16 protein-coding genes and 3 pseudogenes are annotated in these 19,559 nt (G+C 68.1%); 4 read left to right on the top strand and 15 right to left on the bottom strand.

The annotated features are described in order from the left end of the window. Nucleotides 1–3: 3 nt before the first annotated feature. From WT16_RS24730 to WT16_RS35710, 3 genes and pseudogenes are all read right to left on the bottom strand, one after another. Nucleotides 4–1,623 (bottom strand): peptide ABC transporter substrate-binding protein, encoded by a 1,620-nt coding sequence (locus tag WT16_RS24730; RefSeq protein ID WP_063534445.1) that lies wholly within the window; start codon nucleotides 1,621–1,623, stop codon nucleotides 4–6. A gap of 183 nt (nucleotides 1,624–1,806) precedes the next feature. After that, the gene (locus WT16_RS24725) at nucleotides 1,807–2,388 is read right to left on the bottom strand and encodes a cupin domain-containing protein (protein ID WP_015602757.1); all 582 of its coding nucleotides are present in this window, start codon (nucleotides 2,386–2,388) and stop codon (nucleotides 1,807–1,809) included. Then, a pseudogene (locus WT16_RS35710) lies at nucleotides 2,372–2,617 on the bottom strand (hypothetical protein). Before WT16_RS35710 ends, WT16_RS24725 begins: the two are co-directional and overlap by 17 nt. On the opposite strand from WT16_RS35710, the pseudogene WT16_RS35705 reads away from it, so the two are divergent. The 3 genes and pseudogenes from WT16_RS35705 to WT16_RS24715 all read left to right on the top strand — a co-directional run bounded on the left by WT16_RS35705 (nucleotide 2,585) and on the right by WT16_RS24715 (nucleotide 4,843). Beyond that, nucleotides 2,585–2,837 (top strand): annotated as a pseudogene (locus tag WT16_RS35705) (hypothetical protein). The pseudogenes WT16_RS35710 and WT16_RS35705 sit on opposite strands and share 33 nt — an antisense overlap. Before the next feature lie 187 nt (nucleotides 2,838–3,024). Then, on the top strand, nucleotides 3,025–4,527 hold the full coding sequence (locus WT16_RS24720) for an oligopeptide:H+ symporter (protein ID WP_063534444.1): 1,503 nt from the start codon (nucleotides 3,025–3,027) through the stop codon (nucleotides 4,525–4,527). A gap of 112 nt (nucleotides 4,528–4,639) precedes the next feature. Then, the gene (locus tag WT16_RS24715) at nucleotides 4,640–4,843 is read left to right on the top strand and encodes a hypothetical protein (protein WP_015602633.1); all 204 of its coding nucleotides are present in this window, start codon (nucleotides 4,640–4,642) and stop codon (nucleotides 4,841–4,843) included. Between the two features lie 45 nt (nucleotides 4,844–4,888). Here WT16_RS24715 and WT16_RS24710 read toward each other — a convergent pair. From WT16_RS24710 to WT16_RS24670, 9 genes and pseudogenes are all read right to left on the bottom strand, one after another. Continuing rightward, nucleotides 4,889–5,857: pseudogene (locus WT16_RS24710) on the bottom strand (phosphodiester glycosidase family protein); the annotation flags it as partial. Between the two features lie 2 nt (nucleotides 5,858–5,859). Continuing rightward, complete coding sequence (locus WT16_RS24705) at nucleotides 5,860–6,801, bottom strand: LysR family transcriptional regulator (protein ID WP_059933438.1); 942 nt, start codon at nucleotides 6,799–6,801, stop codon at nucleotides 5,860–5,862. 271 nt (nucleotides 6,802–7,072) lie between these two features. Then, nucleotides 7,073–8,083: a cyclase family protein gene (locus WT16_RS24700; RefSeq protein ID WP_045554703.1), complete on the bottom strand. Its 1,011-nt coding sequence runs from the start codon at nucleotides 8,081–8,083 to the stop codon at nucleotides 7,073–7,075. Next, nucleotides 8,076–9,587: an MmgE/PrpD family protein gene (locus WT16_RS24695; RefSeq protein WP_063534443.1), complete on the bottom strand. Its 1,512-nt coding sequence runs from the start codon at nucleotides 9,585–9,587 to the stop codon at nucleotides 8,076–8,078. The genes WT16_RS24700 and WT16_RS24695 overlap by 8 nt, the downstream gene beginning before the upstream one ends. Next, entirely contained in the window at nucleotides 9,584–10,456 is an 873-nt protein-coding gene (locus WT16_RS24690) for a CoA ester lyase (RefSeq protein WP_063534442.1), read from the bottom strand. The genes WT16_RS24695 and WT16_RS24690 overlap by 4 nt, the downstream gene beginning before the upstream one ends. Beyond that, complete coding sequence (locus WT16_RS24685) at nucleotides 10,453–11,703, bottom strand: CoA transferase (RefSeq protein WP_041861981.1); 1,251 nt, start codon at nucleotides 11,701–11,703, stop codon at nucleotides 10,453–10,455. The genes WT16_RS24690 and WT16_RS24685 overlap by 4 nt, the downstream gene beginning before the upstream one ends. A 96-nt stretch (nucleotides 11,704–11,799) precedes the next feature. Beyond that, a complete protein-coding gene (locus WT16_RS24680) occupies nucleotides 11,800–12,963 on the bottom strand; it encodes a zinc-binding dehydrogenase (protein ID WP_063534441.1) in 1,164 nt (387 codons plus the stop codon). A 58-nt stretch (nucleotides 12,964–13,021) separates the two neighbouring features. After that, a complete protein-coding gene (locus WT16_RS24675; protein WP_009915991.1) occupies nucleotides 13,022–13,609 on the bottom strand; it encodes an isochorismatase family protein in 588 nt (195 codons plus the stop codon). Between the two features lie 11 nt (nucleotides 13,610–13,620). Then, nucleotides 13,621–15,069 (bottom strand): MFS transporter, encoded by a 1,449-nt coding sequence (locus tag WT16_RS24670; RefSeq protein WP_063534440.1) that lies wholly within the window; start codon nucleotides 15,067–15,069, stop codon nucleotides 13,621–13,623. A gap of 44 nt (nucleotides 15,070–15,113) precedes the next feature. On the opposite strand from WT16_RS24670, the gene WT16_RS33945 reads away from it, so the two are divergent. Beyond that, a complete protein-coding gene (locus tag WT16_RS33945) occupies nucleotides 15,114–15,446 on the top strand; it encodes a hypothetical protein (protein ID WP_197486537.1) in 333 nt (110 codons plus the stop codon). Nucleotides 15,447–15,614: 168 nt separating this feature from the next. Here the strand turns inward: WT16_RS33945 and WT16_RS24665 are convergent, their stop codons facing one another. The 3 genes from WT16_RS24665 to WT16_RS24655 form a co-directional block, all read right to left on the bottom strand. Further along, the gene (locus WT16_RS24665; RefSeq protein WP_006029852.1) at nucleotides 15,615–17,063 is read right to left on the bottom strand and encodes an MFS transporter; all 1,449 of its coding nucleotides are present in this window, start codon (nucleotides 17,061–17,063) and stop codon (nucleotides 15,615–15,617) included. Between the two features lie 90 nt (nucleotides 17,064–17,153). Continuing rightward, nucleotides 17,154–18,161 (bottom strand): cyclase family protein, encoded by a 1,008-nt coding sequence (locus WT16_RS24660; protein ID WP_063534958.1) that lies wholly within the window; start codon nucleotides 18,159–18,161, stop codon nucleotides 17,154–17,156. A gap of 64 nt (nucleotides 18,162–18,225) precedes the next feature. After that, a complete protein-coding gene (locus WT16_RS24655) occupies nucleotides 18,226–19,503 on the bottom strand; it encodes a CoA transferase (protein WP_059933455.1) in 1,278 nt (425 codons plus the stop codon). Between the last annotated feature and the right edge of the window lie 56 nt (nucleotides 19,504–19,559).

Here is a 19,559-nt window from a genome sequence, read left to right as displayed (position 1 = left end):
CAGTCAGTGCTTGGTCAGGTACATGTCCTGCGAGGCGCGCATGTCGATGTAGTTCGTCAGCGTGTAGCCGCCGACGTACGACTTCACGAGGCGGTCCGCCGAATACTGGAAGAGCGGCACCATCGGATAGTCGTTCATCGCGAGATCGTGCGCCTGCGTGAGCAACGCCGCGCGCGCGCCGTCGTCGAGCTTCTGGTTCGCCTCGGCGACGATCGCATCGACCTTCGGGTTGCAGTAGCCGACCGTGTTCTGCGAGCTGCCGCAGCGGATCAGGTCGAAGAACGTCATCGCGTCGTTGTAGTCGGCGAACCAGCCGTCGCGCGCGACCTGCACCTTGCCGTCGTGGCGCTGCTTCATCAGCACCTTGAACTCGACGTTCTCGAGCTTCGCCGTCACGCCGAGCTTCGTGCGCCATTCGGACGCCGCGAACAGCGCGACCTTCTTGTGCAGATCGTTCGTGTTGTAGGTCAGCGTGAACGTGAGCGGATTCGCGTCGCTATAGCCCGCCTGCTTCAGCAGGTTCTTCGCGTAGTCGATGCGCCTGGCCATCGGCCACGACGCCCAGTCCGGCGTGAACGGCCGCTGCACGCCCTTCACGCCCTTCGGCATCAGCCCATACATCGGCACTTCGCCCGCCTGCGTGATCTTCGACGTGAGAATCTCGCGATCGAGCACCATCGCGAGCGCTTCGCGCACGCGCTTTTCCTTCAGCGCCGGATCGCTGTTCTTCAGGTAGTAGTAATACGTCGCTAGCTGCAGCCCCGGCCGCAGCTCCTTGCCGAACTGCTTGCTGACCTGGCCGAAGCCGCCCGCGGGAATCGAATACGTATAGTCGATCTGGCCCGCCTGGTACATCCGCAGCGCGGTCTCGTCGTTCTCGATCGGCAGGTACGTCACCTTGCGGACCACGACGTTGCGCGCGTTCCAGTACTTGTCGCTCTTCGCCATCACGATCCGGTTGTTCGGCTGCCAGTCGACGAGCGTGTACGGGCCGTTGCTCACGATGTTCTTCGGGCGCGTCCACGCATCGCCGAACTTCGCGACCGTGTCCTTGTTGACGGGCGCGAGCGGCGCCATCGCGGTGAGCTCGGGGAAGTACGACACCGGCACCTCGGTCGTCACCTCGATCGTGTACGGATCGACCGCGCGAATACCGAGATTGCCCGGCGGCTGCTTGCCCGCGATGATCGCCGACGCGTTCTTCACGAACTCGACGAGGATCGTGTATTTCGAGCCCGTCTTCGGATCGGCCAGACGCTGCCACGAATACACGAAATCCGCGGCCGTCACGGGCTGCCCGTTGCTCCACTTCGCGTCGCGGCGCAGCTTGAAGATCCACGTATCCGGCGCCTTGTGCTCCCACGCTTGCGCGACGCCCGGCACCACCGCCCCGCTCGCGTCGATGCGCGCGAGCCCCTCGAACAGATCGAGGCCGATCGTGTTGCCGGTCCACGATTCGATGTGTGCGGGATCGAGCGATTCGACCTCGGCGGGCACCTGCCGCGTCAGGTCCTGCTGATCGGCAAGAGCGACATTCGAGGGAACGGTGACGGCCGAAGCGGATTGCGCGGTCGTCAGGGCGAGCGCGGCCAGCACGGCCGCGAAGGCATGCGTGTGTTTCATCGTGTGCGATTGATAGCAGTAGCGGGTAGCGGAATGGCACGCGCGGCACGAGGCCGTGCGCGGCGCGAAGAACGCTTAGGGCTGCGGAGAAACGGGGGGCCCCTGGTGCCTGTATTTCATGTTAGTCATCCTTACGTTCCTTTCGGCAGGCACCCCATCCAGCACATGAAGGAATGCCCCGCCCTAGAACAATCTCGGCGTTCCCACCCAGACCACCACCGATTCGATCTTCGCGGTGTTGACCCAGCTATGCGGGACCGTCGACTGGTAGTGCGCGCTGTCGCCGGCATGCAGCGCGAACGACTTGCCTTCCAGCGTCAACGACACCTCACCCTCGATCACGTACAGGAATTCCTCGCCTGCATGCGTCGTAACCTCGGAGCGCTTCTGTCCCGGCGGCATCCGCACGAGAATCGCCTCGAGCTGACGCCCCTCCGGCACGTTCGTCAGCCGCGCGAACAGGTTCGCCGAGTCGGCGAAGCTGAAAAAGCGCAACTGTTCGCCGCGGCAGACCGAACGCTCTTCGCTCGGCGTCTCGACGAAGTACTGCACCGTAACGCCCAGCGCGTGCGCGATGCCGGCCAGCGACGTGATGGACGGCGACGCGAGCCCGCGTTCGACCTGCGACAAAAACGGCTTGGAAATACCCGCGGCGGTCGCTGTTTCGTCAAGCGTGCGCTTCAGCCTCTGCCGCAACGCCCGAATCTTGCTCCCGAGCGCCACACCCGCATTGGCTGGCCGCGTGTTTTCAGTGGAAGGAACCATAGCAGGCCGAAATCTGATCGTCAAAAAATGTTTGATGGAAAATAACGAAGTTTGATAGATATGACTTACTCTTCGTCGTCCCGAACTACGCCGCCGCCCTGACGCGGACACAGCGAACGGCGGCGGCAAGATCGGGACGGCACGCTATCTTGCCAGACTCGCCGCCTTCACAGGCAAGCTGCACGCGGGTTTGCGCGTGTTGCGACAGATCACGGCAACCGGCTTTCAATCAGCCCACGACCATGAGCAGCAAAGAAGACAGCCCTCTTTTTCGGGGATTACCCTGAGTGACGAAGAACAGACACGCCGCGCGAATCGCGGCCGCCTCGCTGGCCGCGACGATCTCGCGGCCCGCCCGTTTTTCACCGGCGACGTCGCACGGCCCATCCGCCGCGCGCCGCGCCTCGCCTTGCGCCCCGACCCGGGCGCTTGCCCGCTTGACGACATGACAACCACTTGCACTTTCCAGCGCGCCGCACGCGCATGCTTCGCCACCTCGCCACCTCCACCGCGCAATCCACGGGCAGGCGCCGATCCGCCGGGCCCCGCACGCCGCCACGCCACGGCCGGCGTCTCGCCCGCTATCCGTCGCGCCGTCGCGCGCGACGTTTCGTCTGTTCAATCCAGAGGTGCACAATGAATACTCACGTCTCCCAGACCCGCTCGTTCACGACGGTCTTCATGATCGAAATGTGGGAGCGTTTCGGCTACTACGGGATGGCGGCCCTGCTCGTCCTGTTCATGGTCGACAAGCTCGGCTTCACCGACGGCCAGGCGAACCTCACCTGGGGCGCGTTCACCGCGCTCGTCTACGCGTCGCCGTCGATCGGCGGCTGGATCGGCGACAAGGTGCTCGGCGCGCGCCGCTCGATGGTCATCGGCGCCGTCGTGCTGTGCGCAGGCTACCTGATGCTTGCGATTCCGAACGATCATCTCGCGTTCATGTACGCATCGCTCGGCGTGATCGTCGTCGGCAACGGGCTCTTCAAGTCAAATGCCGCGAATCTCGTGCGCCGCATCTACGAAGGCGACGACGCGCGCATCGACAGCGCGTTCACGATCTACTACATGGCGGTCAACATCGGCTCCACCGCGTCGATGCTCGCCACGCCGTGGATCAAGGATCACTGGGGCTGGCATGCCGCGTTCGCCGTCTGCTGCGCGGGGATGGCGCTCGGCATCCTCAACTTCGTGCTGATGCATCGCACGCTCGCGCACATCGGCTCGCAGCCCGATGCGCAACCCGTTCACTGGCGCCGCCTCGCGGCGGTCGCGGCGGGCGGCGTCGCGCTCGGCCTCGTGACGATGTACGTGCTCGGGCACAAGCGGCTCGCGGTCGCGAGCGTGTGGGTTGCCGCGTTCGCGATCCTCGCGATCTTCGCGTACATGATCGCGAAATCGAACCGCTCCGAGCGCTCGGGCCTCATCGCCGCGCTGCTCCTGATCGCGCAGGTGATTCTGTTCTTCATCTTCTACGTGCAGATGCAGACGTCGCTCACGCTGTTCGCGCTGCGCAACGTCGATCCGCGCTTCATGCTGTTCGGCACGACGCTCTTCACGTGGAGCCCCGCGCAGTTCCAGGCGCTCAACCCGATCTGGATCATGCTGCTGAGCCCCGTGCTCGTCGCGATCTACAACGGCCTCGGCAAGCGCGGCCGCGATCTGCCCGTCGCCGGCAAATACGCGCTCGGCTTCGGCGTCGTCGCGCTCGGCTACCTCGCGTTCGCGATCAGCGGGCACTTCGCGGTCGACGGCCGCGTGTCGTCGTGGTTCATGGTCGCGGGCTACGGCTTCTACTCGCTCGGCGAGCTGCTCGTGAGCGGCCTCGGCCTCGCGATGATCGCGCGCTACGTGCCGGCGCGGATGGGCGGCTTCATGATGGGCGCGTACTTCGTCGCGACGGGCGTATCTCAATATCTCGGCAGCGTCGTCGCGAACTTCGCGCAGATGCCGTCGAACGATCTGCCCGCAACCGCGTCGCTGCCGCTTTACATCGAGCTGTTCACGGGCCTCGGCTGGCTCGCGGCGGCCGGCATGGCGATCGGCCTGCTGATGCTGCCGCTGATGAACAGGCTCTCGCGCGAGCATCACCGCTGCGAAGCGCAGCGTCGCGGAGCGCAGGCCGCCGCCGCGCACTAGTGAAATCCCTCGACATGTAACTTGCGCGCCACATTCTCCCTACGGTTCGCCCGCAAGCGTCCTACACTGAAACCAATTCGCCGGCACGGGCGACATCGGCAGGGAGAGTGCGATGAAAAGCAAGACGACGAGGCTTTGGCGGATGCTGTCGGACATCCGCCGCGCGCAGCGGTGCGCGGCGCTGCGCGCGGCGGCTGCGGCGGCCGACGTCGACGCGCTCCTGACGGAGCGCGACGACGATCCCCGCGACGCGGACGAGGCAGCGCAGGACGACGCGTCGAGCGCGAAGCGCGCGAGGACCGACCTGCGCCATTGATGGCGCCACACCGTGCGCGCAGGCCATGCGCGCGCGGCTTCTTCGTCAGCCCGGCAACAGCATCAGCGTGTCGCCGGCGCCCCGCTCGCCCGTCGCATCGGACGGATGTCCGACCGCCTTCCCGCCGATCACCATGTTGCTCGATCCGCCACCGTCGAGATTGACGGCCGACATCGCGCCGAGCCACGCCATCACCGCCGCCGTTTCCGGAATGCTCGTGCCGACGCTCAGCGCGGGCAGCCGGCCGTCGATCTCGACGAGCAGGATCGTGCCGCCGGCCGCGACGCCGACCGCGGTGCGCCCGTTGCGCGCGACGTACCAGCCGTGTACCAGTTGCCGTTCGCTGTGCCGCCTTCGCCCGCTTCGACGCCGCCCACCGTCGGCGCGAAACCTTCCTGCGCGGCGCTTTGCGCGAGATTCGGCACGGACAGTGTCGGCCCCGCCTCGACGAGCGACGTGCCCGACGCGAGCGCGAGATCCGCGCCGTCGGCCGACAGCCGGCGCGATACCGCGAGGCGCGTGCCCGGCGTCGCGTGCGCCTGCAGCCACGCGGCGCTCGCGCCGAGCCCCTGCGGCACGTAGCCGTTCGGCGGCGGCGCCGCGCCGAGCGTCGCGTGGCCGGCGACGACGGCGCCGTTCGCATCGACTGCGAGCTCGTATCTCGCGCCCTGGTAGCCCGCGTCGACGAGTGTGTTCGACGCGCCGCCGCGCAGGTACAGCGAGTCATACATCACGAGGTCGTCATGGTTCGTGCACACCGTGTCCTGCGCCGGCGCGCTCGTCGGCGTGCGCGCCTGCACGCCGCAATTGACGACCGTGCCGAGGATCGGCCGGTTCAGCGTCTGGACCGCGATCGCGCTGCCTTGCGCGTCGGTCAGCGTGATCGTCGTCGCGAGATTGCGCACGACCGTCGCGCGCGAGCAGCAGGCCGGGGCGCTTGCCGATCGCCGCCGCGACGAGCCGCCCGTCGGCCACCGTCGCGCCGACAGGCGAGCGCGGCGGCAGCGCCGCGCCGCTCAACCCACCGCGCTCGCCTCTTCGAGCACGCCGCGCTGCTGGATCGCGTCGACGACATCCGTGATGCAGTTGCGCAGCCAATCGTGCGCGACGCTGTTGTCGTAGCGCCGGTGCCAGTACAGCGACCACGTCACCGGCTCGAGATCGAGCGGCAGTTCGCGAATCGCGAGGCGCGAGTCGCCGAGGCTCAGCGCGTGCCGCTCGGACATGATGACGGCGAGCGGCAGCGCGTCGAGCATGCTCGGCACGACGAGCCAGTGCGGCACGTTGAACGCGATGCGGCGCGTGAAGCGCATCTCCGCGAGCATGGTATCGATCAGGCTGCTGTCGACGGGATTGATCGATACGTTGAGAAAGTCGAGCGCCGCGAAGCGCTCGAGCGTGAGCGGCCTGTTCGCATCCGGATGGCGGCGGCTCAGCACGCAGACGAGCCGGTCCTGAAACAGCACGTGCGACGAAATCGAGCCCGGATGATCGAGCCCTGCGCAGACCGCCATGTCGAGCCGGCCGGAATCGAGCGCCTCGATGGTCTTGTCCGCATTCAGGTGCATCACGTTCATCCGGATGTGCGGAGCCGTCCCCCGAATATTGCGCAGCAGCGGCGGCAACAGCAGCAATTCGGTCAGGTCCGACATTCGGAGCGTAAAACGGCGATCTGACGTAAATGAATCGAATTGATTTTCCGGAACAAATAATTCTTCGATCTGTTGCAAGATCTGACGAATCGGGCAAGCGAGCGCTTTCGCCCGGGGCGTCAGCTCCATGCCGAGCGGCGTGCGCACCAGGATCTCGTCCTTGAACACGTAGCGCAGCCGCCCGAGCGCGTTGCTGACGGCCGGCTGCGTCAAGCCGACCCTTTGTCCGGCGCGGGTCACCTGCCGCTCCGCGAGCAGCGCATCCAGTATGACGAGCAGATTCAGGTCAATCGAACGTAGATTCATGATTGCGCCATTCCTTTTCCGAAATTGGCCGCCAAATGATCAGCCTTCGGAATTTTCGAAATACAAATAAAAATTGAATTTAGTAATTCGACGAAAAAGAATAGCCCAATTATTTAAATACCTCGCCTCAATTAGAATAAGAGCACGGTTTCCGTTACGGGCCGGAAAGGATCGTCATTTTTGTAAGCGTCCCGGATTCGCAAGCGGCGGCGCGCGAAAAAAACGCGCGGCGGCCGAAGCCGCCGCGCGTTCTCTCTCGGGTCGTCGCGATTCAGACGGTCGCGACCGGATTGACAGGAGAGCCGACCAGCCCGCGAATGTGCAGCGGCGGCGCCGTCAGCAGAAACCGGCTGCGCCCTTCCATACGCAACCACTCCGCCAGCGGCGTCAGCCTCCACAGCTCGCCCAGGTGAATCCCCAGCTTGAACAGGCACAGCTCATGCAACGGCATCAGCGCGCCGGGGACCTCCCGCGACTTCAACACCCCGGGCCGCTCTTCCACCGCGTGATTGTCCGCCGCCAGCACCGACAGCCCGCTCTCGTCCACCCACTTCAGCAGCCGCCCGTCCTCCCCGTCCAGCACGCAACACCCCGTCAACGCTCCCGCCTCCTCCCCCAGCAACCTCTCCGCGAACCCCGTGTGCACGCACACCATGTCCCCGCGCTCCACCTCCACACGGTCCGCCTCCAGCACCCGCATCAGCGCGTCGTAGCCCACCTTGCGCCGCCCGTCTCCGTAGTGGTGCCGCAGATCGATCAGCACTCCGCGTCCCTGTACCCCCGTCTGCGCCATCACCTCGATCCCCAGCGCATGCGCGCCGCCCTCGCTGTCCCCTTCCTTCGGCACCACCACGTGCTCCCCCAACCGGTAGCCGTTGTAGAACACCACCTCCGCATGCCCATCATCGTCCGCGTCGAACACCCCGCCCACGTGCGACAGCGCATCCCACTGCGTCGAGTACTGCGAGTGCACGCAGAACGCGTCGTCGCACACCACGTCCGTCGCGTTGCGCGCCGATTCGTCCGCCCTATACCCAAAGTACGGACGCCCCCCCAGTTGCGCCGCCATCACCCGCGGCGGCTGCCGCCGCGCGTTCAGCCCTCCACCCCGCGGCACGTCCAGCGGCAGGCTCAGCGAGAACACCTTCCCCACCTTCACCTCCAACAGCCCCTCCAGCACCTTCCCCTCCGTCAGCCAGTTCAGCCGCCCCTTCTGGTCCTCATCTCCAAATTCACCCCAGTTCGACCCAGCCGGGCGCCGTTTCCATCTTCGTTCAGTCAAGCGAGCCTCCCGTATCGGTCGACGACGCGCCGGCCGAGCCGGTCGTCAATTCCACGAGCGGCGCGAGCGACCCGCCGTCGACGAGCGCCGACACCGCATCGCGCAGCGCGAGCGCCAACGGCATGCCGAGCGTCGCGCCCGCGGCCAGCATGAACTTCGCCGTCAGCTCCTGCTCGGTCAGCGGCCGCGCATTGGTGCCCTTGCTCGATTCGATGCGCGCCTCGAGCGCATGCCCGTTCACGGTCGTCACGCGCATCACCGCCGGCAGCCCCGCCGGAAAGCGCGCATCGCACCACGGATCGGCGACGCAGCGCACCTTCGCGGCGAGCGCGCGCCGCGCGGGATCGTGCACGTGCGCATCGTCGAAGTCGTCGAACCAGACGCCGAGCCCGCCGCCGCCGAGCAGTGCGGCCGCGACCGTGTACGGCCCCGAGAACGCGGCCGCATAGCCGTTCGGCGGTCGCATCTTGATTTCGGCGGGCTCGCCGATCGTGCGCAACGTCGGGCCCGCGACGCTCAACTCGATCGACGCCACTTCGTCCGCGTGCAAGCCTCCGGCCTTCAGTTGCAGCGCGGCGTCGATGCCCGGGTGCGTGAAGTGGTTGCACGGATACGGCTTGAAGATGATCTGGCTCGTCTCCCATTCGTCGCCGAGATGGCTCAACACTTCGTTCGGATCGGCGAGATCGCCGCACCACGCATGGAAGAAGCCGAACCGGCCTTCGAGCGCGGTCGGCGGCGCGGTGACGCCCGCCGCCGCGAATTCCGCCGCGCTCACGCCCGCGTGCGCGGCCCAGCCGCAGTGAACGCGCTTGACCGAGCCGCCCGTGCGGTTCGCTTCGAGCAGACCGGCGCCCATGCTCGCGGCGATGCCGAGCGCCGACGCGATCCCCGCCGCATCGAGCCCGTACAGCATCGCCGCGGCCGCCGCGGCGCCGAGCGTGCCGCAGATCGAGGTCGCGTGCTGGCCGCGATCGAAGAACACCGAGTTGCCGAGCCGCTCGTTGTACGCGGCGACGCCGAGCCGGATGCAGATCTCGGTGCCGACCGTGATCGCGTCGAGAAGCGCCGCGCCCGAAGCGTTCGTTGCCTCGGCGACGGCGAGCGCCGCGGGAATCACCGACGCGCTCGGATGCAGCACCGACAGCATGTGCGAATCGTCGAAGTCCATCGCGTGCGCGAGCGTGCCGTTGACGAGCGCGGCGCCCGCCGCAGGCAGCCTGTCCCGCGCGCCGACGACGCCCGCCGGGCCGCGTGCCGCCCAGCCGCGCGCGACGCGCAGCACCGCCTGCGCGACGGACTCGCGATGCGCGATCAGGCTGTTGCCGAGCAGGTCGAGCACGCGCGCGGCGGCCTCTTCGCGCAGTTGCCGATCGAGCCCGTCGATGCGAACCGCGGCCGCGAAGCGGCCGAGCGCGCCGACGATGCCGTCGGCGGGCGGCGTGGCGACGGGCGCGGCGCGGCGCGCGGCCGCCCGTGTGATGGTCAGATCGGCTTCGTTCATGACAGGGCTCCGTTCGAACGCAGGTTGCCCGCGAGCGCGAGCGTGACGCGCGCATTCGCGATCAGCGGCGGCGCGACGACGCGCCCGTCGGGCAGCACGAACACCGACGACGCGGACGACGCGCCGGCGGCCGCCTCGACCGCGTCGAGAATCCGCTCGGCCGCCTCGATCTCGTCGGCGGACGGCGTGAACACCTCGTTGATCACCGGCACCTGCGACGGATGGATCGCGAAGCGGCCGACAAAGCCCATCGACTTCGCGCGCAGCGTCGATTCGCGCAGCCCGTCGAGATCGGTCAGCGTGTGATAGACGGTCTGAATCGGCCCGGCGAGCCCCGCCGCACGCGCCGCGACGACGCAACGCGCGCGGCACACTTCGAGCGTGAAGTTGTCGACGCCGATCTGCAGATCCGCGCGCAGATCGCTCTCGCCGAGCCCGATCCGCTCGAGCCGCGGCGAAGCGGTCGCGAGCTGATATGCGGTTTCGACGCCGTACGCGGATTCGATCAGGATCTGGATGCCGGCCGCGCTGCCGAGTGCGTCGAGCCACGCGGCCACTTCGCGGATCTCCCGCGGCTCGTCGCACTTCGGCAGGCGCAGCGCGGACAGCGCGGGCAGCGCGATCGCCGCGACGTCGTCGCGGCACCACGGGCTCGAATACGGATTGACCCGCACGTAGGTCGGCTTCGCCGGCCCCGCCGCGAGAATCTTCGCCGCGGCCTCGCGCGCGGCGGCCTTGTGGGTGGCCGGCACCGCGTCCTCGAGGTCGAGGACGATCGCATCGGCGTCGCTCGCATAGGCCTTGTCGACGACAGCCGCCTTGTGCGCCGGCACGTACAGGTAACTGCGGTGATTCGCGCTTCTCGTCATAGTGCGCCTCGTTGGGTCAAATCGGCGAGTTCGCCGGCATCGATGCCGAGCGCGCCGAACACTTCGTCGTTGTGCGCGCCGCGCCGCGGCCCGCCCCAGCGGATCGCGCCCGGCGTGTCGGACAGCCTGAACGGCACGTTGTGCGTGCGGAACGCGCCGAGCTCCTCGTCGCGCACCGTCACGATCGAGCCGAGCGCCGCGTACTGCGGATCGCGCAGCACGTCGGTCACGTCGTAGATCGGCGCGATCGCGGCCTCGGCGCGCTCGAACTCCGCGATCGCCTCATCGCGCGTGCGTTGCGCGATCCAGCCGCCCACCGCCGCATCGAGCTCGTCCGCGTGGCGCGCGCGCCCCGCGCCCGTCGCGAACCACGGCTCGTCGACGAGATCCGCGCGTCCGACGAGCCGCATCACGCGTTCCGCGATGCTCTGCGCGGACGTCGACAGCGCAACCCACTTGCCGTCCGAACTCCGGTACACGCCGCGCGGCGAATTGTTCGACGAGCGGTTGCCGGTGCGCGGCGGCACGACGCCCGTCTGGTCGTAGCTCGCGATCTGCGCGCCGAGCGCGGCGAGCATCGTCTCGATGATCGCGAGATCGACGACCTGGCCGCGCCCGGTGCGCTCGCGCGCCTTGAGCGCCGTGAGCGTCGCGAACGCGGCGTTCAGGCCCGCGATCGTGTCGGCGAGCGGAAACGACGGCAACAGCGGCGCGCCGCCCGCCTCGCCCGTGACCGACGCGAGCCCGCTCATCGCCTCGGCGAGCGTGCCGAAGCCCGGCCGGCTCGCATACGGGCCGAACTGCCCGAAGCCCGTCACGCGCACGAGCACGAGGCGCGGATTGACCGCCGACAGCACATCGTAGCCGAGCCCCCAGCGCTCGAGCGTGCCGGGCCGGAAGTTCTCGATGATGACGTCCGCCGTCGCCGCGAGCTCGCGGAACAGCCGCTGACCGTCGGCATGGCCGAGATTGAGCGTCACCGAGCGCTTGTTGCGCGCGATCACCTTCCACCAGAGCGGCACGTCGTCGCGCCGCGCGCCGTACTTGCGGGCGGGGTCGCCCGCCGGATGCTCGACCTTGATCACGTCGGCGCCGTAATCGGCGAGCATCGTCGCCGCGAGCGGGCCGGCGAACAGCGTCGCCGCGTCGATCACGCGGATGCCGTCGAGCGGCGGCGCATCGTGCGCGCGCGTTCGCGTCTCGGCTTGCCGCTCATCGATGTCCACGTTCGTCATCGTGTTCTCCAATCGGCTCGTCGGCCGGAGCGCGTCGCGCGATCCGGCCCGTTCATTTGGATGACTAATCGTCGTCCGGCGCGCTTCGCCCCGGACGGCGCCGTCCCGTCAGACGGGATTGACCCGATACAGCGGGAAATACGTCTTGATCTTCCCGTTGACGTAGTCGGAGGCGAGCGCCGGCACGTCGTCGAAATCGTAGATCTCGGTCGGCTCCGGCCCGACCCAGTCCGTCGATTCCTGGAAGTCGCGAATCGCCTCGCTGTCGTCGTATCGCCACGCGTGCGTGTGAATGTGCAGCCGGCGATTGATGCACTCGGTCGCGCGCAGGTTCCAGAGCCGCATGCCGGTCTTCCAGCCGACCGTCGCGACGATCCCGGTGCGGCCGATCACGCGCATCGTCGCGCGATAGAGCGCGCCGCCCAGATTGTCGAGGAAGATCGCGACGCCGCGTCCGCCGCTCAGCTCGCCGATGATCTCGGCGAACGCGCTCTCCGACGCGCGGTAGTTCGCCTGATAGTCCGGATCGCCGCGGTAGCGCTCCTCGTCGTACGCGAGATGCGGGAAACCGCGCCGGTCGACAGGCGTGATGCCGAGCGTCTCGATGTCGGCAAGGCGCTTGTCGCCGCTCGCCGTCATCGCGACGCGAAAGCCCTCGCGCTTCGCCAGTTGCAGCTCCGCGAGCGTCGTGCCGCCGCCCCAGCCGAACACCAGATAGTCGGCGGGATCGACGTCCGGCAGTTGCGCGCGCCAGCACTTCGACGCGACCTTCCAGTTGTCCCACGCGGTGAAGTAGCGGCCGTAGGTCGCCCATTGCAGCAGCGAATGGCGGCTGTCCTTCGGCACGGGCACGAGATTGTCCGCGCGGATCTTCGTGCGGCGCGCCATCACGCCGATCGTCCCCGGCGCGTCGTATGCGTAGACGAGCTCCGCGAAGCCGTTTTGATCGCGCTTGCCGAACGGCATCACCATGCAGATCTCGCCGATCTCCGGGCGCTTCGCGCCGCGACCGCGATCGACGACGCGCACGAGCGCGCCGTTGCCGAGCACGATCTTCTCTTCGCCGCGCTGGCGGCAGATGTCGACCGGATTGCGCGACAGCGCGTGGTCGAGATTCGCCTCCCACGAGCCGTACAGCGGCTCGACAAGCGCTTCGTCATCCTCAAGACCGGCGAACTGGAACGTCTCCCGGCGCAGCTCGCCGGGCACCGGCGCGTGCTTCTTCGTCTGTTCGGGGCCGGCATACAGCACCCATGCTTCAGTCGTGATCATCACTAGTCCTCGATGGATGGCAAACGTTGGGGAATGCGCGTTGCGCGGGCTGGCCGCTTCAGCGCGCCTGCTGCGTCTCCAGTGCCGCCTCGACGTCGGACGCCGTCGCGACTTGCCCGAGCTTCGGGAAGATCTGCGTGAGCGCGAAGGTCTGCGCGTCGGTCGACCAGGTGCTGACCGCGTCGCTGACGATGACGACGTTGTAGTTGTTTTCGTAAGCCTGGCGTGCGGTCGACTCGACGCCGATGTTCGTCGCGATGCCGGTCAGCACGATGTCGGTGATCCCGCGGCGGCGTAGCTGCACGTCGAGATCGGTGCCCGTGAACGCGCCCCACTGATGCTTCGTGACGACGACGTCGAGCGGCTGCACGCCGAGCGCCGGCGCGAACGCACTCCATTCGGGATCGAGGTTCGGCGGCGAAGGCGGCACGCCGGTCTTCACCTTCAGCGCGACGGCGCCGTCCGGCTGATAGCTCGTGTGCACGAAGATCACCGGCAGCTTGCGCGCACGGAACGCGCTCGCAAGCTCGGCCGTCTTCGCAACCACGTCGCCGCCCGATTGGGGCACCACGGGCAGCGAAACGATGCCGTTCTGCAGGTCGATCGCCACGAGGGCAACGGTCGGATTGAGCGTAGGAATGGACATGTCAATCGGTCTCACTTCTGTTGGGGAATGGGTTGAGAGGCCGCGTCGATGTGCGGGCTCGACGCCGCGTTGAACAGCAGCAGCGCGCTGACGGCGAGCAGCGCGAGCGCGAGCGCGTGCAGCCCGCGATCGCTCGCCGCATGGCCGAACGCGATGCCCACGAGCGCGAACGACAAGCCGCCGCCGACGTACTGCGCGGTCCGGTAGAGTCCCGCCGCCGCACCGATCCGCTCGCCCGGCGCGCTCCGGTAGAGCGTCGCCTGGTTGCCGAGATTGTTGAATCCGTTCGGAATCCCGAACACGATCGACAGCGGGACGATCACCCATACCGGCATGTCGGCCGACATCAGCGCCATCACGCCGCAGCCGACGCACAGCATCGCGGAGCCGAACACCAGCACCGGGCGCGAGCCGCGGCGATGCGTGAGCCGCGTCGCGACGAGCGTCGTGATCGTGCCGAACGCCGAGATCGGCAGCATCACGAGGCCGGCGTCGCGCGCGGCAAGGCCCTTGACGTCCTGCAGCCACATCGGCAGCGAATAGAAGATCGCGTAAAACACCATGTACGTGCCGATGCAGCGCAGATACGTCGCGACGAGCGGGCGATTGCCGGCGAGCATCCGGACGTCGACGAGCGGCTCGGCGACGCGGCGCTCGTGGCCGACGAGCAGCGCGCCGAACGCAATGCATGCGCCGAGCAGCAGCCAGTCGGGTGCATCGAACGCGGTTTGCAGGAACGACAGCAGGCTCGCGAGCGTCGCAACGAACAGCGCGGCGCCGAGCCAGTCCTGCTCGCGCAGCGTCGCACGGCGTTGCCCCGCGCGCGGAGCGTCGGCCGGCAGCCACCTCATGCCGAGCACGAACGCGACGACGACGAGCGGCACGTTGACCCAGAACACGCCGCGCCAGCCGGCGTACTGCACAAGCAGGCCGCCGAGCGGCGGGCCGAATGCGACGGCCACCTGCGCGGCGATCGAGATCGCGCCGAGGCTGCTCGTCGGCGTCGCGCCCTGCGCATGGCGCTGCGACCACGTGCGGATCATCGCGATGCCGGCCGGGTACGCAGCCGACGTGCCGATCCCGAGCATCACGCGCGCCGCGACGAGCCAGCCAAGCGACGGCGCCCACGGCGCCAGCGCGGCGGCGGCCAGCACGATCGCGAGCCCGGCGAGGAAGATCCGCTTCGCGCCGAAGCTGTCCGCAAGCCGGCCCATCATCGGCTGCCCGACCGCGGTCGCGAGATAGAGCCCTGACACGAGCCACATGACGTCGACATCGCCGCCGCCGGAAAACGCGCGCCGGATGTCGACGAGCGCGACCGCGATCATCGACGAATTCAGCGCGTTGAGCAGCGTGCCGAGCACGATCGGCAGCACGAGCGTGCGCGGCAGCGAGAGTCCGCTCTTGCCAGGCGCGCCGCCGTGCGCATCGGTCAGGGTATCACTTCGGTCCAGCTTCATGGTGGCTTCGCGTGGCGCCGCTTCGGACGCAATCGGAGTTGAACGTGGCGTTCACGATAGCGATTCGCACGCACCATTTGAAATGGATTGTTGCGATGCACACATTCATGCGGGGAATGCGCGCCCCGCGCCGGACCAGCGCCGCGCGCGGTTTAGTGCGTTTCCGGAACAGGCTTTCCGGGCCGCGCTGGCGCGCTGCAGCAGTGCATGCAGGCAACGAACGCGCGGCATGGACGCGCGTGATGAGGGGGCGTTCCGATCCCGAAACGCATGCCAAAAACGAAACAGGCGTGCGCAGGCATTACGCGAACGCTTCATCTATCGATCGCTGTGTCTCGCGTTTGCGCGCACTGCTCATGCATCGTTTTCGTGCATGACGATCGACGAACCCACCGAAGGAAACCGGTGCGATGCCGCGCAACGAACGGACCGCGGCCCCGCTTCGCGAGGCGTCGTCGCCGTGCCGTGTTGTGTTGTGCCGTGTCGCACACCGATGTGTTGCACATCGAGGTGCGACGGAGCCATTCGCCAGCCGGGCCAGCGCATCAACCGATCGTCTGCCGCGCATCGCCCGACGCCGCGCGGCGCTCGCCGCTCGCGGCGCGCCCGTCCGCGTGGCCGACGATGTCCTCGAGCGAGCGGTTGTTCGTCCGCGGCCCGAACGCGCCGATCGACAGCATCACGATCGCCATGCTCGCGCCGATCAGCACGAACACCGACGACACGCCGGCATGCTCGATCAGCAGCGCGACGAGAAAGCTGCTCGCGATGCCGGTGAGCCGCCCGATCGAATGGACGAAGCCGAGCGCGCGGCTGCGGATCCCGGTCGGGAACACCTCGGACTGGTATGCGGTCGCATTGCTCGCAAGCACCGTGTTGCACAGCGTGACGAGCACGCCGAACGCGATTACCGCGGCGGGATGCGCGGACATCGCAAAACCCGTGCCGAACAGCGCGACGCCGAACGCGCTCGCGACGATCAGCCATTTGCGCTCGATCCGGTCCGCAAGCACGGCGGCGGCGAACGGCGAGACCGGATACGCGAATGCGATCACGAACGCATACCAGAGGCTCTTCGTCACCGACGCGCCCTGCGCGGCGAGCAGCGTCGGCAGCCATTGGCTGAAGCCGAAGAAGCCGATGCTCAGGAATGCGTTGAACACGATCAGCATCGCCGTGCGGCCGCGATTGTCGGCGTCCCACATCGATGCGCGGCGCGACGATGCAATCGCGTGGCGCGGCACGTCGACGGGCGACAGCGGCCGGCCGGCCTCGCGCTCGACGGACGCTTCGAGCCGGCTCAGGATCGCATCGGCCTGCGCGGCGCGGCCGCGCTCCGCGAGCCAGCGCGGCGACTCGGGCAAGCGCGACTGCAGCCACCAGACGACGGCCGCGCCGCTGCCGCCGAGCAGCACGACCCAGCGCCAGCCGGAGATGCCGAGCGGCGCGTGCGGCACCCATAGCCACGACACGAACGCGAGCACCGGCATCGCGAGATAGCCGATCGCGAAGCACACGGCGAACGCGCGGCCGCGCACGGCTTTCGGCACGAGCTCCGACAGGAACGCGCCGATCGTGATCAGCTCCGCGCCGACCCCGCAACTCGCGACGAAGCGGCATACGAGCACGCCGAGCGCGGTCGACTGCACGCACATCGCGACGCTCGCGGCCGTGTAGAGCAGCAGCGAGCCCGTGAAGAGCGCGCGGCGGCCGAAGCGGTCGGCGAGCCGCGACACGAACATCTCGCCGACGAACAGGCCGGCGAACGTCACCGCGCCGAGCGCGCCCTGATCCGATATGCCGAACGCGCCGCGCGCGCCCGCATGAAAAATGCCGTCCCGTATCATGCCGGCGGGCAGGTAAGTCATCTGGAACAGGTCGTACACCTCGAAGAAGCCGCCGATGCTCAGCACCCAGACGAGCTTCCAGATCGTCGCGGTTGCGGGCAGGCGATCGATGCGCGCCGCGAGCGACGCAGCTTGAACGTCCGACATGGCGTCTCCTCCATGATCCGGCGTCGCCGAGCGCGCCGGGTTATTCGAAATCGAATGGGAATACTGACGATTCAGGCCGATGCCGCGAATTCAGACGGTCGCGACCGGATTGACAGGAGAGCCGACCAGCCCGCGAATGTGCAGCGGCGGCGCCGTCAGCAGAAACCGGCTGCGCCCTGCCATACGCAACCACTCCGCCAGCGGCGTCAGCCTCCACAGCTCGCCCAGGTGAATCCCCAGCTTGAACAGGCACAGCTCATGCAACGGCATCAGCGCGCCGGGGACCTCCCGCGACTTCAACACCCCGGGCCGCTCTTCCACCGCGTGATTGTCCGCCGCCAGCACCGACAGCCCGCTCTCGTCCACCCACTTCAGCAGCCGCCCGTCCTCTCCGTCCAGCACGCAACACCCCGTCAACGCTCCCGCCTCCTCCCCCAGCAACCTCTCCGCGAACCCCGTGTGCACGCACACCATGTCCCCGCGCTCCACCTCCACACGGTCCGCCTCCAGCACCCGCATCAGCGCGTCGTAGCCCACCTTGCGCCGCCCGTCTCCGTAGTGGTGCCGCAGATCGATCAGCACTCCGCGTCCCTGTACCCCCGTCTGCGCCATCACCTCGATCCCCAGCGCATGCGCGCCGCCCTCGCTGTCCCCTTCCTTCGGCACCACCACGTGCTCCCCCAACCGGTAGCCGTTGTAGAACACCACCTCCGCATGCCCATCATCGTCCGCGTCGAACACCCCGCCCACGTGCGACAGCGCATCCCACTGCGTCGAGTACTGCGAGTGCACGCAGAACGCGTCGTCGCACACCACGTCCGTCGCGTTGCGCGCCGATTCGTCCGCCCTATACCCAAAGTACGGACGCCCCCCCAGTTGCGCCGCCATCACCCGCGGCGGCTGCCGCCGCGCGTTCAGCCCTCCACCCCGCGGCACGTCCAGCGGCAGGCTCAGCGAAAACACCTTCCCCACCTTCACCTCCAACAGCCCCTCCAGCACCTTCCCCTCCGTCAGCCAGTTCAGCCGACCCTTCTGGTCCTCATCTCCAAATTCACCCCAGTTCGACCCAGCCGGGCGCCGTTTCCATCTTCGTTCCATCGATGCGTCTCCTTGATCGTGCCGCATCGCGCCGCGTACGCGGCACGATGCGCGGCAAGCGGCCTCATTCCGGCCGAATCACGCCGTTCCGGGCCAGCCGCGCGTACTCGTGCGCGCCGAGCAACGGCAACAGAATCTCGCGGTTGTGCTCGCCGAGCTTCGGCGCGGCCCGCCTGAAACCGCCCGGCGTGCCGGACAGGCGCGGCACGACACCGTGCATCGGCAAGCTGCCGACGTCGTCGTCGGGCAACTCGACGATTGCCTCGCGCTCGATCACGTAGCGATCCTGAACGATCTGCGCGATGTCGAGGATCGGCCCGACCGTCACGCCGGCCTTCTCGAAAAACGCGAGGTTGTCGGCGAGATCGCGCGCAGCGACGAACGCGCCGACGATCGCGTCGAGCTCGCCCGCGTGCTGCACGCGCTGCACGTTCGTCGCGTAGCGCGGATCATCGATCAGGTCCGCGCGGCCGATCGCGCGAAACAGCCGCTCCGCCATGCCTTGCGTCGAGCTCGACAGGCACAGCCACTTGTCGTCGCGCGTGCGGTACGCGTTGCGCGGCGCGGTGTTCGACGAGCGGCTGCCGGTGCGCTCCTTCACGCGCCCCGTCAGCACGTAGTTCGCGGCGGCCGGCCCGAGAATCGAGAACAGCGGCTCGAACAGCGACACGTCGATCACCTGCCCCCGCGCGCCGTCGCGGCACGCGTGCAGCGCGACCAGCACCGCGATCGCGCCAGACAGCCCGGCCGTCATGTCGCCGAGGAACATCGGCGGCAGCACCGGCTCGCGATCCGCGAAGCCGTTGATCGACGCGAAGCCCGCGTATCCTTCGGCCAGCGTGCCGAAGCCCGGCTTGTGCCGGTACGGGCCCGTCTGCCCCCAGCCGGAAATGCGCGCGATCACGAGCGACGGACGCAGCGCCAGCAGCACGTCCGGCCCGAGCCCCATCTGCTCGAGAACGCCCGGCTTGAAGCTCTCGACGAACACGTCGGCATCGCGCACGAGCCGCTTCACGATGTCGATGCCATCGGCCGAGCGCAGATCGACGCACACGCTGCGCTTGTTGCGCCCGTACACTTTCCAGTTCGTGCTGACGCCGCCCGCGCCGACCGCGCGCAGCGTGTCGCCGCGCTCGTTCTCCACCTTCACGACGTCGGCGCCGAAATCCGCGAGCTGCAGGCTCAGCATGTTGCCCGCCATCAGCCTCGACAGATCGACGACGCGCACGCCCGCAAGCGGGCCGCGCGCGTCGGCGTCGAAGCGCTTCGCGTGAATCGGCCCCGTGTCCGCGCGGCGGCGCGGCGACGCGCGTTCCTCGGCCTGCGTTTGTCGAACATCCATCGTTGCCCCCGATTCGAATCCGGTCCGTCACCGGCCGACGCCCGGCCGCATGCCGG

Source organism: Burkholderia sp. MSMB1589WGS (assembly GCF_001636105.1).
GTDB lineage: Bacteria > Pseudomonadota > Gammaproteobacteria > Burkholderiales > Burkholderiaceae > Burkholderia > Burkholderia humptydooensis.
Note: the sequence above shows the minus strand (reverse complement) of the source record. Positions and strands in the feature narration are given on the sequence as shown.